This is a genomic window from Pseudomonas sp. 3B-A001-10F, from assembly GCF_056313565.1.
Map to the genome: position 1 here is coordinate 192,467 of NZ_JBQYFW010000004.1, position 16,425 is coordinate 208,891.

Sequence of the window (16,425 nt, forward strand, 5' to 3'; positions counted from 1 at the left end):
TACGAGACTGCCGGTCAGGCGCCATATGCTGGCTATATTCCTGTACCTGAGCATAGTTGTCGCGGGTTTAGTAGCGAATTGATGTCCTCGCCGATGGCTGGAGGCTGACACAGGATCGGGGTTTTTGGTGACGTGGGGGTGATGGGGGTCAAAAAAAGTGCGTGGTTTTGGTGCGTGAGATGGGTTTTTGTCGCCGATTCCTAGCGGAATTATTATTCGCTTATGTATTAAAAATTAATTTGTATCCGTATCTGTACTAGGCTCATATTCAGGTACCTAATCAAGGAGGCGGCTAAATGCCCACCTCATCCCCTGCCCTCACCTCACGCGAGCAACTCGACGCCCCCGAAGCCGGCCGCGTCGCGCTGAAGTTCTTCTTCAACCTCATGGAGCGCTGGGGCTGCAGCGCCGAGCAGCAACGCACACTACTCGGCGGCGTGGGCAACACCACGTTCTATAAATACAAACACCTGCCGAACATACGTCTGCCTAACGACACCCTTGAGCGCATCTCCTACCTGATGGGCATTCACAAGGCGTTGAGCATCATCTTCAGCAACAGCCGTGAGCGTGCCTACACGTGGGTCAGTAGTCCGAACACGGCAGCGCCATTCAATGGCCAAACGGCGCTGGATTACATGCTGGCGGGTCGAGTGGTCGATATCGCCGATGTGCGTCGCTACCTCGACGGGGTGCGCGGTTGAAAGTGCCCGATTTGGTTGATGTGCAATGGCCGCGAGCCTACCGGATCGTCAACAGCAGCTTTCCGCCGATTGCGCTGTTCGAAGACGTGCTCGATCCCGAAGACCTGGAAGTTGCCTACGCGCTGGAAGCGCTGACCAACGATCGCCTGATCGAACAGGCCGGGGTTCTTGCCCGAGTGCGTCCCGAAGATCGACTCTCCGGCCCCGGCTCGACTCCGGTGATGGCTGCGTTTACTCATATTGGCAAACGCAGTCGTTTCTGTGACGGCACCTTCGGCGTTTACTACGCTGCGAGCAGCCAAGCCGCAGCCATCTCCGAAACCTGTTATCACCAGGAACGATTTCTTGCGGCGACTCAGGAAGCAGATCTTGAGTTGACCATGCGCACTTACGTCAATCGGGTGGTTAAAGCGTTACACGACATTCGTCACGATCACCCCGAGCTGCACAATCCGGATCCGGAGGCTTATGGGCCGTCTCAGCTATTCGCCCGGCAACTGCGCGAAACCGAGTCGTGGGGACTGCTCTACAACAGCGTTCGCCTGCCGGGCCATGAATGCATCGCGGCGTTTCGACCACCGGCAGTGTCGATCCCGAAGCAGGGTAAGCATTTGCGCTATGTGTGGAGTGCGAGTCAGCAGAAGATTTCGTTTGTGTTTGAGATCAGTCAGGTCTGAAACGCAAAAGCCCTCGCATCAACGAGGGCCTTAAACCGGCGTTTACATCAACGGCTTGTCCGGCGGCGCATCCATCACTTTCACGACATCATCGATCAACGCCTTGCTTAACTCCTGCAGATACTGCGAGGCATAAGCGTGAAGATCAGGGTCGCGCGAGACTGAGGTGTCCGCAGTGAGCAGTCGTGAAATGTGAAGCAAGTGTGAGGCGTGGGAAAGGGCGGCGATTACGGGAACACCACGATTGGTGCGGAACATCGCTTGATTGGAGTGGAAGGAAAAGTGGGTGAGGCCCAGGGTTTTCAGATCTTGAGAGTGGGTCATTTCGGTTCACCTGCCGTTCGAGATGGACGGACTTGAAGTGACCGGTGTGCTGACGGATCAATGCCTTTCATTTGTTAACTCCCTGTATCAAATGAGAGCTGCCAATTCGTTATCAGACGAATGGGGGGCAGCTATGCGCGGGCTGATAAACCGGAGATACAGGAACCCGGCAGACCCGAAGGTCTCCCACGCACAGCCGCCATTGCACTGTAATGCAGACACAAAAAATGCGCCGGCAAACGTGAGTTGGGGCGCTGGTGCGCCTGTATCTTACCCGGGTTATCAGGCCCGGTCGCTGAATTGGCAGCGACGAACTGAACGTTAGCTTGAGGAAGAGCCGATGCACAATCGTGGCCCGTAGTGGCTTTGCTTGGCTTCTCGTTACAACAAATTTCGCAGGATGTCGCGCAATGCGTTTTGTCGGTCACGACTTGTCCTTCGCCTTTTCTAAGCAACAAAACGAGGAGATCAGCGATGGTCGATGAACTGGAGCATTCCAGCAGGATTTACTGGAGTCTGTACGTCAGATGAAGGCCGGTGAGGCCGCGCGCGTAACGCAGATGCTGCTCTCTGCGGCGGAGGAACAAAGCGTCGAGGCATCAAGCACTCTTGGACTGGGAAACCGGGTTGCCATTCACCCCGCCGGTTCAGTGAGCTGAGAAGCGCTGCTCATGCAATTACACTTTTTATGGGCACGCCATAATTATTGCCAGTTCATAATTTGGCATAAAAGCGGAAATTTGAGCGTTTTGGTCAGAAGCTGTGCTTTTTGGGAGAAGGGCGTCTGGCAATTAGATCGACGTGTGCGGAGGAGAGACTCTATTTCTACTGAAGGTGAAACGCGGTTAAAGATATAGACGCCCAGAAACAACAAAGCCCCTGCATTTCTGCAGGGGCTTTGTTTTGTATGGTGCGGTACCGGACGAACGGATCCACGGTTGGCAATCTGTGGTTTAGGCACCACATTTTGCTTTAGGCCTGCGTTCGCTCCTGACATTTCTCCAGACGCAATGGCAAAAAAACAAGACGTATGTTTTCCCTACCCCAAACACCATTGCGGTTGCCGTTTCCAGTCATCTGGAAATCCCATAAGTCTCAAATAACCCGGCTCTCTTTCGTCCATCATTTCGGCCAAGTGAAATTTCCAATGGCTGTCTGGACTGATCAAATCGGTTAGATACGCTAGCATCGTTAGTACTATGAATAGCCGCTGCTTGGGCTGAGGCCGATCGCCAGGTGCATTTTGGATGACCCATTCTTTAGGTAAGGATGGTCGAATCGAGAGCTCTCTGTTCCATAGTCGTGAGTGGTGGGCGCAGCAGTTTCGAATGAAGGTCAAAGTGTGGAGCCAGGAGGCCAGTACTTCGAAGGGGAGATTGAATCTGCTCGCGATCGCTTTCTTGTCGACGCTTTTGCCTATGGCATTGAACAGGGTGGATACCGTCCCAAGGCTAAGCTCTTCCAGAACAGCCCAAGCGGGCGGCAACTCGGGATTGGAATATGTTGATCCGTAGAATCGAAAATAGTTATCGCGCGTGCGATTTTCAATTCGCTGCTGCTGGATCTGATCTGCTCGGCTGCTCTTTTTTATACGATCAATCTCACGTCCAAGTTTGTTGCGTTCCTTGCTCAGTTGATCTCGCAGGGGCCGCAATAAATCCGAATGAGAGTATGACGAGGAGAAGATTGACGCATCAGCTATCCAGTCAGGCCCGTACTTCGGGCACATGTGATTGCTGATAGTCGCTCGTATGGCGACTTCGACACGTTCGATAGCATCCATGGTAATGCGTCGCAACGAACCATCGAAACGGTAGATGTCGACGACTGCTTTCAGACTGCTACCAGGTTTGAAGGTGTGTTCAGGGTTTGTTTCCTGAAAAGGGCGCATATAGGGGCTCAAGCGAAACAGCGTGACCACTTCTAGGAAACGCATGGCGCGCTCGTCGTTTGCGACTTGCAGGCCTCGTTGCTTTAGCAGTTCCAATTGCTGTTCTACGCTGAGGGCCGGCTTGTCGAAGGGCCTCATGTAGCTTTCTCCAGGCAAAAAAAACCCGCACGATTTGAGCTTGCTGACAGGGTCAACCTAGGCTTGGCGGGTGTGTTGGGGTGCATTATAGGTAGGTGTAAGAGCCCGTCAATGTTGGGCTGATGTGAAATTGTAACGGGTCGAGGCGCGCGGGCTGAGTTGGTCTGTTGATTGAGTGGCGTCGCTGATCGCATCTCAGCGATGCTGAAGCTCCTTGGAGTTCCAAACGCCAGAAACAACAAAGCCCCTGCATTTCTGCAGGGGCTTCGTTTTGTATGGTGCCGGCACCAGGAGTCGAACCCGGGACCTACTGATTACAAGTCAGTTGCTCTACCAACTGAGCTATACCGGCGTTGTGGGCGACGATTATAGCGATTGGGAAGATCCTGTAAACCCCTGAATTCAGACTATTTTTGCATCGCGGCAAATTAAGCAACGCGCAATGCGTAACGCAGCATTTGTGCCTTACGCACGATAGGGCTGTTTTGCAGGACAGGCAGTGGAGTTTCGGCTTTCGCGAGGGCGAAATTATTCGCTCGGCGGGCCCATTATTCGGCGGTTATGTCGTTTTGATTGGCAGCTTATGCACAACTGAGAGGCACGAAGTCATACTCAGGCGAGGTTTTGTGAACCCATTCTCATTTTGTTCGCAAATCCCTGTTTTACAGGTTTTTTATTTATGTGAACAAAAAATGACCAGTGTTGTTAAGGCGACGAAACAGGCGCAGATATTGGATCCACGGCAAATCCATCAACAGAGTTATCCACAGGCTGTAAGTTTTTAAGCGCGTTCGGCGAGCAGCAGTAAATTACGCGGTGTGAGCGAGGTGTCGCAAAAAGTGCCGAGGCGTACGACGTATCCCTGTTCGACGAGGAAAAGTGCCCGATCCAGATTCAGCCAAAGCTCCAGTGGTCGTCGGAACAATCCGCGAAGCAATTCGAGGTTGCGAACTTCGGCCAATCGCTGCCAACTGGCGGCTTCGAGTGTCGACCAATCTGGCGAGCCGATTGTGGATAACTCTTTCAGCGCTGCCAGATCGCGGCAGTAATCGGCGAAGGTTTTGTCCAACCAAGCGCTGGGCAGGGACGGGGTGGGCAGGTATTCGTCTATTCCACGTACTTGCCGTTGCAGCAAATCGAAAGCCAAGCGCCGGGCCATGGAGGTGTCACGCTGACGTCGGACCCGTGCACCGGCGGTGACAGTTTCGCTCATGGGTAGAGCCAGATCTTCGAGCGAGAGCTGTAGGACGGATCGCAAACCGACAGAGGACAACGCCTGGTACTCGTTGCGACTGATGCGGTTGTAACAGCAAGGCGCGATCGCCATTTGCTGGCAGCCGGCAGCACTGGCCAGTTGCATCAAGCGCACATGCAGATCGCCGCAGGCGTGGAGGGCGACCGGGGTGTGTTGAGCGCTCAAAACGGTCGAGGCGTCTGCGGCCAGCACATCCTGTTCGACATGCAGCGCGTGCAGGAGATGGCGCTGGCTTAACGCCTGACCGCTGGCGACCAATGCCGGATCGTATTCAACGCAGGTCAACTGTTGGCCATCACTCAACAACCGCCGGCCCAAATGCCCCTTGCCGGAACACCAATCGAGCCAGTGCGTCGGTTGCGAGGAAAAAGACAAACGACTGGCAAACGCTTCAATCTGCTGCCACTTGCGCCCCGGTACATCGACATTCAAGCGATGCCCCGCAGCTTCCAGCGCATGCCCCGGCAACTCACCGACCGCGCTCAGCTCAGCCGACAGCGTCGCCAATGAAGCAAACGGCTGCGGCGCATCGGCCAGATCAGCGGGTTGGTTGTGAGCACTTTCCGCGTCTTCCAGTGAGCGCCCGCGTAGCCACAAGGCCAGCTCCGGGTAGGACGCTTCCCAGGCAAGCGAAAGATGAGTGAACGGACGAGGTTTCCACAGCACCTGATGCTCAATCAAAAAAGCATCCAGCGCGGTGAAGCGGGCGAGTAACTCCTCGCCCGTCAGCACGCAGGAGGAGTCAACGCCCTTGGCAGGCATCGACGCGCAACCATCGCTCCAGCTGTTTGAATGCCTGAACGAGAACAAACGACATCAGCAGGTAAATGACGCCTGCGGTGAAGAACATATCCACGGTGAGGTAGTTGCGGGCAATGATCGTGCGGGTAATGCCGGTGAGTTCGAGCAAGGTCACCGTGCTCGCCAGAGAACTGGCCTTCAACATCAGGATGACTTCGTTGCTGTAGGCCGGCAGGCCGATGCGCGCGGCGCGCGGCAGGACGATATAGAACAATGCCTTGGCCTTTGACATGCCCAGTGCACGCGCGGCTTCGATCTCGCCCGGCGGGATCGCTTGAATGGCGCCACGCAGGATTTCGGCGATATAGGCGGCAGTATGCAGGGTCATCGTGGCGACAGCGCACCAGAAGGGTTCTCGCAAATACGGCCACATGAAACTGTCGCGTACGGCGTCGAACTGAGCCAGGCCGTAGTAGACCAGAAACAGTTGTACGAGCAACGGAGTGCCACGAAAGAAAAAGATGTAAGCGTAAGGAAATGCGCGAACAAACCAGAGCTTGGAGGAGCGCGCGATGCCCAGAGGAATCGCCAGCAACAACCCGAGAATAACGGCGATGCCCACCAGCTCGAGTGTCAGGACGGCGCCCTGAAAGAACTTCGGCAGCCACTTATAGATGACTTCCCATTCCATTACGTCGTCCTCACGAAGCCACGGGCGGCGCGTTTTTCCATGAAGTGCATGGTGGCCATCGCCAATATGGTCAGGCCCAGATACATGACGGCTGCGACCAGATAGAAGGTGAATGGATGCTTGGCGAAGGTCACGGCGTTCTGCGCATTGCGCATGATTTCTTCCAGGCCGATGACCGACACCAGAGCGGTGTCTTTCATCAGGATCATGAACAGGTTGCCAAGGCCTGGCAGGGCGATCCGCCACATCTGCGGCATGATCAACCGGGTGAAGATCCGCCATTTCGACAGGCCCAGGGCCTGACCAGCCTCACGGTGTCCTTTCGGAATGGCCAGGATGGCGCCACGAAATACCTCCGTGGCATAGGCGCCGAAGCACAGTCCAAGTGCGGTTACGCCCGCCACAAAGGGGCTTAGCGCCAGGTCTGGATTGCCAAAGTATTCGCCAATCGCATTCATCGTCTTGACGGTGCCGAGGTAGATCAGCAGAACCCAAAGCAGTTCCGGCACACCACGTACGATGGTCGAGTAGGTTTCGCCAAGCCATTGCAGCGGCTTGTACGGGGAAGTCTTGGCCAAGGCGCCGAGCAGACCGAGTACCAGCCCCAGGCACAGGGCGGTGAGAGCCAGTTGGACGGTCATCAGCGCGCCGGCAGCGAGGGCCGGGCCGAATCCGTAGAGGTCGATAATCATGGGTTTCTGTTCAAATTGCGGCAGGCAAAGTCGGGAGCCGGCGCCGTTCAATCACGGCGCCAGTCCCACAGGTCAGGATCAATAGATGCTGAACGGGAAGTACTTGTCGTTGATCTTCTTGTAGGTACCGTCGGCGACGATTTCCTTCAGGGCAGCGTTCAGCTTGTTGCGCAGTTCGTTGTCACCCTTGCGCACAGCGATGCCGATCTTGTCGCTTTCTACAACCGGGTCGCCCTTGAACTCGTAGTTCTTGCCCGCGTCGCTTTTCAGCCAGTCGTAGTTGGCGTACTTGTCGGCGAGGATCGCGTCGACACGACCGGACGTCAGGTCGAGGTAGGCGTTTTCCTGAGTGTCATAGAGTTTGACGTTGAGATCGCTGCCGTAGTTGTCTTCCAGCCAGGTGCCGGCCAGCGTGGCACGCTGGGTACCGATGGACTTGCCCTTCAGCGAGTCCTTGTCGGTTTTGAAGTCGACGTTTTTCGGTGCAATGAACTGCAGTTTGTTCGAGTAGTACGGGTCGGTGAAGTCGACCGCGCCCTTGCGCTCGTCGGTGATCGACAGCGACGAGATCAGGAAGTCGAACTTCTTCGCGTTCAGGGCCGGGATGATGCCGTCCCAGTCGGAAGTGACCACGGTGCACTCGACTTTCATCTTCGCACACAGGGCGTCGCCGATGTCTTTGTCGAAGCCGACCACGTTGCCGCTGGCGTCTTTGTTGTTGAACGGCGGGTAAGCCGCTTCGATGCCCATCTTCAGTGTTTCGGCCATGGCACCGGCGCTGAACGCCAGGGTGACGGCGGCGGCCAGGAAGACCTTTTTAAAATTCTGCATGCATGTTGCTCCGTTAGCGGTTGCTGGACATGAATTGTTTGCAGCGCGCCGAAAGCGGGTTTTCGAACACCTGCTGAGGCGATCCTTGCTCTTCTATAAGGCCCTGATGAAGGAACACCACTTCGCTGGAGACCTGACGGGCGAAACCCATTTCGTGGGTCACGAGCAGCATGGTACGGCCTTCTTCGGCCAGTGCGCGGATGACACTAAGTACTTCCTGAACCATTTCCGGGTCAAGCGCCGAGGTGGGTTCATCGAACAGGATCACCTTCGGTTGCATCGCCAGCGTGCGGGCAATCGCCGCGCGTTGTTGCTGGCCACCGGACAGTTGCGCCGGGTAGGCATGGCGCTTGTCGGCGATGCCGACCTTGGCCAGCAGCGCTTCGGCGACTTCGATGGCTTCGGCCTTGCTCTGGCCGAGCACGCGACGCGGTGCCTCGATGATGTTGTCGAGGATGCTCATGTGCGGCCACAGATTAAAGTTTTGAAACACAAAACCAATCTCGGAACGCAGGCGGTTGATCTGTTTGCCGTCGGCGGCAATCAGTTCGCCATTTTTGGCGGATTTGAGCTTGAGTTCTTCGCCGGCCACCAGAATCTGGCCCTGATGTGGATTTTCCAGCAGGTTGATGCAACGGAGGAACGTGGACTTGCCGGAACCGGAGGAACCGAGGATCGAGATCACATCGCCGTCGCGTGCGGTCAGCGAGATACCTTTGAGCACCTCAAGCTGTCCGTAGCGTTTATGCAAGTTGCGGATTTCAAGCGCGGGCGTGGCCTCAGCCATGTGCGTTCCTCATATATGTTGCGCTCCTGCTGTTGGATGGCCTTCCTGGCGAGGCGGCCAAGCTAGCATAGCGTTTCAATGGCAGCCAACAGCGCTACGAGCGGTTAACGGGTGGCATGTGGCAGGTTGTCGCATCGGCACAGCAGACTGTCGCCCCATCAACAACCGAACGGGTGTTTGATCGTGCAAACCCGTGGGTGTCGCGTAAAAAAAGGCGCGATGTTGCCAGCTTTGGCGGGGTGTTGGAAGCGCTATCCGGCCGAACGTTCCTGAATCGCTCTTTTATTGTGCATCCCACACTTTTTCGGTGTGTTTCTGGTGCGCTGTTTCGTTTGAAAAGTGAGTCGCAGGGTAACGCTCTGGCGGATTGCCATTAAATCCAAGGACTTGCGATGACTGTCCGGTCGCGCGCAAAGCCGCGGCACAGAAGAGTTTGAAACATTTTGGCGCAAAACTTGCGTGCAGAATAAGGAACGCCCCGTTGGTTTCTTTTTACGAGAAAGAAAATGCCAGAGGGGCCGGACGCAATCGCTTTCCTTGCAAAGGTAGTTTCGATGAGCAGTACCCCAAGCTCCAATGGCCTCGAACAGGGGCTCAAACCGCGTCATGTGACCATGTTGTCGATCGCCGGTGTAATCGGCGCCGGTCTGTTCGTTGGCTCCGGCCACGCCATCGCTGCCGCCGGCCCTGCCGTGCTGCTGGCCTACGCCGCCGCCGGTACCCTGGTGGTTTTAGTGATGCGCATGCTCGGCGAAATGGCCGTTGCCTCGCCGGACACGGGCTCCTTCTCGACATACGCCGACCGTGCCATCGGGCACTGGGCCGGTTTCACCATCGGCTGGCTGTACTGGTGGTTCTGGGTCTTGGTGATTCCACTGGAAGCCAACGCCGCCGCAACCATCCTGCACGCGTGGTTCCCTGATGTCGGCATCTGGGCGTTCGCGCTGGTCATCACCTTGTTGTTGACCGTCACCAACCTGTTCAGCGTAAAGAATTACGGCGAGTTCGAATTCTGGTTCGCACTGATCAAAGTGCTGGCAATCATCGGCTTCATCATCCTCGGCCTTGCGGCGATCTTCGGCTTTTTGCCGAACAGCCAGGTCAGCGGCGTTTCGCACCTGTTCGACAGCGGCGGCTTCCTGCCCAACGGCATGGGCGCGGTACTGGGTGCGATCCTGACCACCATGTTCTCCTTCATGGGTACCGAGATCGTGACCATCGCGGCCGCGGAATCGAAGAACCCGGGCAAGCAAATCTCCAAGGCCACCAACTCGGTGATCTGGCGGATCGGCCTGTTCTATCTCGTGTCGATCTTCATCGTTGTGGCCTTGGTGCCGTGGAACGATCCTACGCTGGCCAATCTCGGTTCCTACCAGACTGTGCTTGAGCGCATGGGCATCCCGAACGCCAAGATGATCGTCGACATCGTGGTACTGGTCGCGGTGACCAGCTGCCTGAACTCGGCGCTGTACACCTCGTCGCGCATGCTCTTCTCCCTCGGCAAGCGTGGCGATGCGCCGGCCATGGCGACACGCACCAACAAAAGCGGCACACCTTACTGGGCGGTCATGCTGTCCACCGGCGCTGCGTTCCTGTGCACCTTCGCCAACTACGTGGCCCCGGCGGCGGTGTTCGAATTCCTGCTGGCCAGCTCCGGTGCGATCGCACTGCTGGTGTACCTGGTGATCGCTTTCTCGCAACTGCGTATGCGTAAACAACGCATGGCGCGCGGCGAGAAAATCGTCTTCAGCATGTGGCTGTTCCCGGGCCTGACCTACGCGGTGATCATCTTCATCGTCGCAGCCCTGACCATCATGTTGTTTCAGGAAGCGCACCGCGTGGAGATCCTCGCGACTGGTCTGCTGAGCCTGATGGTGGTGGCTGCCGGTTTGCTGGTGGCACGCCGTCGCAAACTGGAAAAACGTGGTGCGGTGGTGTTGAACTGATCCGTTACGCGTAATGCAAAACGGCCGCTGTCAGTGATGACGAGCGGCCGTTTTTGTTTCTGCTAACGGTTTCGAAATATTCTGCGCTTCAGATCCGAATCAGCTTTGCTCTCGCGAGAGCATGAAGTCTGAGCTGCATTTCTCTCCGTCGAACCATTCATCCCAAGTTGGTTGTTTGAGAGATTTAACAGGGTCGCTCTCGAGGTTCGCTGCTGAGTCTTCTGCTTTCGGGATTTGCCCGTCCTCGCGTGAGTCTGCTGTCTTCATCTGACTTCCTTTTCCTGATCGTGCGTGGACGTGAAGCGGAAAAAATTACTCGGACTTGGGTTCGGTGTCTTCAACCGACTTGCCATAAGCATCCAGCGCAACCCCGAAATCGGTGATGAACTGCGGTTCGCTCAGCCAGGCTTGGGCCTCTTCGATCGTTGCGCCTTCGGCCCACATGCGGTAGTCGATCAACATGTCGGCGGCCAGGTGGGTGGCGGCCATGCCTTCGTTGTCGGCGTTTTCCATGTCGAGCAGTTCTGGATGGTCAACGATGATGAACGCCAGTTCACGCAGCAGGGTCAGCAGCATCTCGTTGCGGCTGATGGCTTCGGCGTCGCGCATTTTGCTGAACATCGCCAGGGTGTATTCCGGGATCGGCTCGGCGAGGTGGTCGAGGTCTTCGTCCTGTTCCAGCGGCTTGCGGCCGACCATACGGATTTGCTTGGCTTTGGCCTTGGCGCGTTTGGCGCGTTTCTGTTGCTTGTTCAGGGATGCCATGGGAGCTCAGTTCTTCTGTTGGGTTTGCGCGGCGATCGCGTCGGACGCCGCCACATAGTCGGCCTGGAAGGCCGGGGATTCGATCCACGCCAGCGCGCCGGCCTCGTCGGTTTCCTGCGACCACTGGCGATACTCGATCAGCGCGGCGAGGATGAAATCCATCGCGCCTTCTTCGCCTTCCTGCTCGTAGACCAGTTCCAGCAGCGGGTCTTCGAGGAACGCGGTGCACAGCGCTTGCTGGCTGATCTTCTCGGCGTCGATCATTTTCTTGAACAGCTCGGTCAGGTCCACCGATTCGAAGTCGATGCGATCATCGTTCGGGTCCAGCTCGACCGGCGCTTCGGCGCGTTTGGTACGGTTCTGTTTGGCCTTGGCTTTGGCCCGGGTGGCGCGTTTTTGCTGCTTGTTGGCGGAGGCCATGATGTGTTCCGTCGTGCGTTGAGAGGGGCTCAGCTGCGCGGCACTTGCCGCCCGGGGGTATCGGGGGCCAGTTCTCCGGTTTGCAGCCAGGTCAGAGCGATGGGCCATAGTGTGGCTTGGTATGCGCTGCGAAAAAAGGCGAAATGTCCGACTTGTTGTTCGTTGATGTCCTGCGGTTCGATGCGCAAGTGGGTTTTTGCAGCGTTACTGAAGTAGTCGAGCAGGCGTTCGATGGCGGGAAGGGTGCCGTAGGGATCGTCGCTGATGCTGATCGCCAGTGTCTGTGCGCGGATGTTGGCGAAGGGCAGGGCGCCGCTCTTTTTCATCAACGCGCGACCACTGGGGCGCTGTTCGTAACGCGCTGCAGGCGTGCTCCAGTCGCGCACTACACCGGCCGGCGTATCCTCCAGCCAGCCAAGACGTTTGCCCGGGAAGTAACCGCAGACCAGCGTCAGCAGTGGCATCAACACATGCCATTTGCCGAACATGCGCCAGCGCTGTTCGGGGGCGTAATCGCGCCAGTAGGCGAACTGCGCACCGACGGTGACCAACCGTCGGATAAACTTTCCCGACTCACCGAGGCCAGCGGCGCAGCCACCAAAACTGTGGCCGACCACATCGATCGGCTGACTGGAAAACTCCCGTTGTGCGCGTTTGAGCATCGCTTCGAAATCCAGCGCGCCCCAGTCTGTCCACGAGGCCTCAAGGCCTTTCATTGAGTCGGGTCGAGATTCGCCGATGCCACGGTAGTCGAAGATGATCACGTCGAAACCATTGGCGAACAGATAGGCCGCGAAACGCGAGTAATGGCGACAGCGCACGGACGTGGCGGCGTTGATGATCACCACCGGGCGCTGAAGGTCGGGCAGGGCATGGCGCCAGGTGAAACCGCCAAGGACAAAACCGTCGGCGGCTGTTTCCTTGAAGGCTTCATTTTGCAGCTCGGCGGCCAATAGCGGCTTGCGCTGCACAGCTGGCAATGGAGGCGTGTCCTGAAAACTCATGGCGCTCGACCTTCGCGGGTAGCTGGCAACAATAGTCTCAGTGCATCCAGCGGACAATCCGCAGCGCTTATTCAGTGGACTCGGTGAGCAAGCGTTCCTCGATCAATGCTTGCTCTCTTTGCAGCTCCGCTCGCAGTTCTTCCACACTTGGCAGCACCGTTTTATAGCTGCTGGCAAACAGTTGCTCACTGCCTTTGAGTATTGAGTAGCGCGCGACGGCCTCGTTGTCCTGTGAACACAGAATGATCCCGACAGTGGGTTTGTCGCCTTCACTGCGCTTGAGTTCGTCGTACATGCGCACGTACATGTCCATCTGTCCGACATCACGCGCACTGAGCTGGCCGCGTTTGAGATCAATGATCACGAAGCATTTGAGCAAGTAGTTGTAAAACACCAGATCGATGTACAGATCCGAGCCACCGGCGCTGATGCGTTGTTGTCGAGCGACAAAGGAAAACCCTTTGCCCAGTTCAAGCAGGAAGCTCTGCAGGTGATCAATGAGCGCTTGTTCAAGTCCGGTTTCGTTAACCTTGCCCGGCGATGGCAGGCCGAGAAACTCGAGAATGACGGGGTCGCGAATGAACTCGCGTGGATTGCAGTTCAGGGCGGCAATGTTGGTTGTGGCTTCGTCGATCACACCGGCCTTGTCCCGGCTCATCAGCAGGCGTTCGTAGTAGAGCGTATTGATCTGGCGATCCAGAGCGCGGCTGGACCAGTTGAGGGTGGCGCACTCATCCATGTAGCACTGGCGAGCCTTGTCACTTTCAACCCGCAGGAGCCTGCGATAGTGCGTCCAGCTCAATTCGGGACGCAGTGCGTCTCGAATTGGGAAGGTCTGATAGAAAAGGCGCATCTTGCGCAGGTTGGTCTCATCAAATCCCTTCCCGAATTGAACCGTCAGATCCTTCGCCAGTATGGCCAGCAACTGCTTGCCATACCCCGCTCGCCGGGCGCCGTCCTGTTCAAACTCAACAATATGCCGGCCAATCTGCCAACAGGTCTGAACCTGAATCGCATCGACCACATGCAGCACTTGTTGCCGTGCCTGACGGATCAGTTCGCCAAGATCGCCCTGTAATGAATCGATTTTCGGGTCTTGCAGGTCAGCAGGTTTCAGCTGGCTCATCGAATTTTCCGCATCATTGAACAGAAGCGTCAGCATGCCGAGAACCGCTTGCGAAGGATGTCGGCCGAGCCTGCGAAGCCAGCAGGAAGACGGGATGGGTGTTGCAGGAAGTTGCTGGCGAAGAGCGCTTTTGGTGGTTTCGGTCTGTAGTCCATTTCGTACAGGTCCCGAGCGATTAATCACGGGTGCCAGGCGCGGAGGGCGCGGTTGATTGTGCGTACAATCGCGGCCCTCACGCTTTATGGTTAGAAGGATGTTGGCATTGAAAGGGATTTTGCTTTTTGGCTCCGTGGCGAGCCTTGTTGCGCTGTTGGCCGGTTGTGGAACGATGACGGGGCGCTTGAGTGGCGCCTCGCCAGAGCCTTACTACAAGGGTGTCGACGGTAATTTACGCCTGCTCGGCGTGAGGGATGACGACGGCAAGCCAACAGCGGTGATCTGTTATGTCACGATCGTTTGCCCTTTGATTACTGTCGTATCGCTACCGGTAGATGCCGCCGTGGATACCGTTCTGTTGCCCATCGACTACGTCAACACGCTCTGAAACCGCTCACCCGATTATCGTCGTATGCGCTTGCCTTTGGGCTTCTCCACCGGCTCGTGCACTTTGCGATAAATCCATAGGCCGAACACCCCGGCAGCCAGCAGAAACACGGTTCCTAGGCTTTGCGAGACAAACTCGATCCAGAACCGTCGTGGTTGCACAGCCAGGTAATAGGTGTGCTTGGGGCCACGGTTGGTGGTGGTGATGGCGCCGCTGATCCAGCTGTCGATCAGTATGTAGATCGATGCACAGAGGGCGAAGGCAATCAGTACGCCGACGAGCACGGTCAGCCAGAAGGTTGTCCGGCTCTGGCGATACGGCGGCGGATGGGGCAGGGGAATGCGGGTTCTTTTCTGATTCATGAAGTGTTACTGCAAACGTCCTTTTGCGCTCAGGAAACGGCTGGTTCTTGATGTTGCTCAGTCAGGTTTTGCCGTCCGTCAGAGGGTCGCCCGGCGAGGTGTGCGCTTTCGGCAATCACCTTGAGGATCTCGATCACTCCCGGAGTCAGCGCAGTGCCAAGGCAGATGCGCACACCCGTGGTTGCATGTCCGTCGGCGAAGAAGATGCCGTTGCCGGCCACGTGGCAGCCGCGTTCGCTGGCTAAATCCTGCAATGCCGACATGTCGGTGTGTAGCGGCAGTTCAATCCAGTGGATGAACCCTCCACGTGGCGGTACGTACACGGTGCCCGCAGGGAAATCCGTGCGCACCAGCGCTTCGACAAAACTGGCCAGCGACGACAGTTGCGAGCGGAGTCTGGCGCAGTGCTCTTCCATGTAGCCGCGCCCGATAAATTCGTTGAGGACATTTTGCGCAAGGCTGGAAACCGCCAGATTGCGCGAAAACATCTGCGCCAGAATGGCATTGCGGTACTTGCCAGCCAGACACCAGCCGACGCGATAACCCGGCGCGATGGTCTTGGAGAACGACGAGCAGTAAATCGTCTGCCCGCTGGTGTCGTAGCTCTTGATGGCGCGGGGGCGATCGCCTTCCGGCACCAGGTCGAAGAAGATGTCGTCCTCGATAATCGGCACGTCCGCTTCGCGTGCGATCTGTGACAGCCGTGCGCGAGTCTCGTCGGGCATGATGAAACCTCGCGGGTTCTGCAGGGTTGGGTTGAGAAAGATCACCGCGACCTTTTTCAGCTTCAACGCTTCTTCGAGGTGATCGACATCGAGACCGAGTTTGCCGTGCGTGCGGATGGGCAAGGCGCGCATGCCCAGACGTTCGATGGTCTGCAGGATGCCGTAATACGTCGGCGTTTCGATAGCGACCGTAGCGCCTTTCGAGGCGACGGCTTCGAGGGCCAGTTCCAGGGCAATGGTGTCGCCCGACGTCACCAGAATATCGTCCGGCCCGCAGACCACGCCACGGGTCAGCATCAGCCCGGCGATGCGTCGTCGCAGTGCCGGCAGACCGGGCGGTGCGACCAGTCCGGTGAGCGAGTTGTCAGCTTTGCCAGCCAATACCGACAGGCACTTGTTGAGCAGCACGTTGGGTGTGAGGTCGCTGTGCAACACCGCTGAATTCAACGACGCGGTGGTGCGCGAGGCCGCTTGGGAGAGCATCGCGACCACCGCATGATTGACGTTGACGGTGACACTGGAGAAGTCAAAACCCCTGGCGGGTTTTGCTTGTCCGGAGGCTGAGACGAAGTAGCCGATACGCGGTTTGGTCGAAACGTAAGCATCGGCTTCCAGATCCGCCAACGCGCGCTGAACGGTGGTGATGCTGGTTTCAAACATTCGCGCCAGCGTACGGATCGAGGGCAGTTTCGCTTCGGCTGCCCATTCACCGCTGTCGATCTGACGAATAATCCAGTCCTTGACTATCCGCCAGCGCTTGTCCGGTAGATCAAACCTGTCCATAAGTTCTCTGTGATGTTTC

At 57.0% G+C, this 16,425-nt stretch carries 17 protein-coding genes, 1 tRNA gene and 1 pseudogene; 5 read left to right on the forward strand and 14 right to left on the reverse strand.

What is annotated here, in order from left to right; all coding sequences use genetic code 11:
• The first annotated feature begins 296 nt into the window (after window positions 1-296).
• The gene (locus AC0ZWN_RS06395) at window positions 297-704 is read left to right on the forward strand and encodes an MbcA/ParS/Xre antitoxin family protein (RefSeq protein ID WP_134176230.1); all 408 of its coding nucleotides are present in this window, start codon (window positions 297-299) and stop codon (window positions 702-704) included.
• An 11-nt stretch (window positions 705-715) separates the two neighbouring features.
• The gene (locus AC0ZWN_RS06400; protein WP_476334501.1) at window positions 716-1,381 is read left to right on the forward strand and encodes an RES family NAD+ phosphorylase; all 666 of its coding nucleotides are present in this window, start codon (window positions 716-718) and stop codon (window positions 1,379-1,381) included.
• 42 nt (window positions 1,382-1,423) lie between these two features.
• Here AC0ZWN_RS06400 and AC0ZWN_RS06405 read toward each other — a convergent pair whose 3' ends face one another.
• Window positions 1,424-1,705, reverse strand: a complete 282-nt coding sequence (locus tag AC0ZWN_RS06405) for a DUF3077 domain-containing protein (RefSeq protein ID WP_064388945.1) — start codon at window positions 1,703-1,705, stop codon at window positions 1,424-1,426.
• Window positions 1,706-2,179: 474 nt separating this feature from the next.
• Between AC0ZWN_RS06405 and AC0ZWN_RS06410 the strand changes: the two are divergent.
• Window positions 2,180-2,289, forward strand: a pseudogene (locus AC0ZWN_RS06410) (helix-turn-helix domain-containing protein); the annotation flags it as partial.
• 455 nt (window positions 2,290-2,744) lie between these two features.
• On the opposite strand, the gene AC0ZWN_RS06415 reads toward AC0ZWN_RS06410, so the two are convergent.
• The 7 genes from AC0ZWN_RS06415 to AC0ZWN_RS06445 all read right to left on the reverse strand — a co-directional run bounded on the left by AC0ZWN_RS06415 (window position 2,745) and on the right by AC0ZWN_RS06445 (window position 8,731).
• Window positions 2,745-3,734 (reverse strand): Abi family protein, encoded by a 990-nt coding sequence (locus tag AC0ZWN_RS06415; RefSeq protein ID WP_116256360.1) that lies wholly within the window; start codon window positions 3,732-3,734, stop codon window positions 2,745-2,747.
• A gap of 276 nt (window positions 3,735-4,010) precedes the next feature.
• Window positions 4,011-4,086: transfer RNA gene (locus AC0ZWN_RS06420), tRNA-Thr, on the reverse strand.
• Window positions 4,087-4,515: 429 nt separating this feature from the next.
• The gene (locus AC0ZWN_RS06425; RefSeq protein WP_476334452.1) at window positions 4,516-5,751 is read right to left on the reverse strand and encodes a methyltransferase; all 1,236 of its coding nucleotides are present in this window, start codon (window positions 5,749-5,751) and stop codon (window positions 4,516-4,518) included.
• A complete protein-coding gene (locus AC0ZWN_RS06430; protein ID WP_099757735.1) occupies window positions 5,732-6,421 on the reverse strand; it encodes an ABC transporter permease in 690 nt (229 codons plus the stop codon). Before AC0ZWN_RS06430 ends, AC0ZWN_RS06425 begins: the two co-directional genes overlap by 20 nt.
• Complete coding sequence (locus AC0ZWN_RS06435; protein ID WP_095047149.1) at window positions 6,421-7,113, reverse strand: ABC transporter permease; 693 nt, start codon at window positions 7,111-7,113, stop codon at window positions 6,421-6,423. The genes AC0ZWN_RS06430 and AC0ZWN_RS06435 overlap by 1 nt, the downstream gene beginning before the upstream one ends.
• A gap of 78 nt (window positions 7,114-7,191) precedes the next feature.
• Window positions 7,192-7,944, reverse strand: coding sequence for an ABC transporter substrate-binding protein (locus AC0ZWN_RS06440; RefSeq protein ID WP_099757737.1), 753 nt, complete (start codon window positions 7,942-7,944; stop codon window positions 7,192-7,194).
• A gap of 13 nt (window positions 7,945-7,957) precedes the next feature.
• Window positions 7,958-8,731, reverse strand: a complete 774-nt coding sequence (locus AC0ZWN_RS06445) for an ABC transporter ATP-binding protein (protein ID WP_093430016.1) — start codon at window positions 8,729-8,731, stop codon at window positions 7,958-7,960.
• 554 nt (window positions 8,732-9,285) lie between these two features.
• On the opposite strand from AC0ZWN_RS06445, the gene gabP reads away from it, so the two are divergent.
• A complete protein-coding gene (gabP, locus tag AC0ZWN_RS06450) occupies window positions 9,286-10,677 on the forward strand; it encodes a GABA permease (protein WP_093430017.1) in 1,392 nt (463 codons plus the stop codon).
• Window positions 10,678-10,989: 312 nt separating this feature from the next.
• On the opposite strand, the gene AC0ZWN_RS06455 is transcribed toward gabP, so the two are convergent.
• The 4 genes from AC0ZWN_RS06455 to AC0ZWN_RS06470 form a co-directional block, all read right to left on the reverse strand.
• The gene (locus tag AC0ZWN_RS06455; RefSeq protein WP_476334455.1) at window positions 10,990-11,442 is read right to left on the reverse strand and encodes a hypothetical protein; all 453 of its coding nucleotides are present in this window, start codon (window positions 11,440-11,442) and stop codon (window positions 10,990-10,992) included.
• A 6-nt stretch (window positions 11,443-11,448) separates the two neighbouring features.
• Entirely contained in the window at window positions 11,449-11,862 is a 414-nt protein-coding gene (locus AC0ZWN_RS06460; RefSeq protein ID WP_008080543.1) for a hypothetical protein, read from the reverse strand.
• Window positions 11,863-11,891: 29 nt separating this feature from the next.
• A complete protein-coding gene (locus AC0ZWN_RS06465; protein ID WP_476334457.1) occupies window positions 11,892-12,866 on the reverse strand; it encodes an alpha/beta hydrolase family protein in 975 nt (324 codons plus the stop codon).
• Window positions 12,867-12,933: 67 nt separating this feature from the next.
• The gene (locus tag AC0ZWN_RS06470) at window positions 12,934-13,992 is read right to left on the reverse strand and encodes a PDDEXK nuclease domain-containing protein (protein ID WP_476334458.1); all 1,059 of its coding nucleotides are present in this window, start codon (window positions 13,990-13,992) and stop codon (window positions 12,934-12,936) included.
• Window positions 13,993-14,245: 253 nt separating this feature from the next.
• Here AC0ZWN_RS06470 and AC0ZWN_RS06475 point away from each other — a divergent pair, with 253 nt between their 5' ends.
• Window positions 14,246-14,536, forward strand: coding sequence for a YceK/YidQ family lipoprotein (locus AC0ZWN_RS06475; protein ID WP_257356823.1), 291 nt, complete (start codon window positions 14,246-14,248; stop codon window positions 14,534-14,536).
• 14 nt (window positions 14,537-14,550) lie between these two features.
• Here the strand turns inward: AC0ZWN_RS06475 and AC0ZWN_RS06480 are convergent, their stop codons facing one another.
• Together AC0ZWN_RS06480 and AC0ZWN_RS06485 are read right to left on the reverse strand one after the other, a co-directional pair.
• Window positions 14,551-14,898 carry a hypothetical protein gene (locus AC0ZWN_RS06480; protein ID WP_476334461.1) on the reverse strand — a complete coding sequence of 116 codons (348 nt, stop codon included), beginning with the start codon at window positions 14,896-14,898 and terminating at the stop codon, window positions 14,551-14,553.
• 29 nt (window positions 14,899-14,927) lie between these two features.
• Window positions 14,928-16,406 carry an aminotransferase-like domain-containing protein gene (locus AC0ZWN_RS06485; RefSeq protein WP_095047155.1) on the reverse strand — a complete coding sequence of 493 codons (1,479 nt, stop codon included), beginning with the start codon at window positions 16,404-16,406 and terminating at the stop codon, window positions 14,928-14,930.
• Window positions 16,407-16,425: the final 19 nt, after the last annotated feature.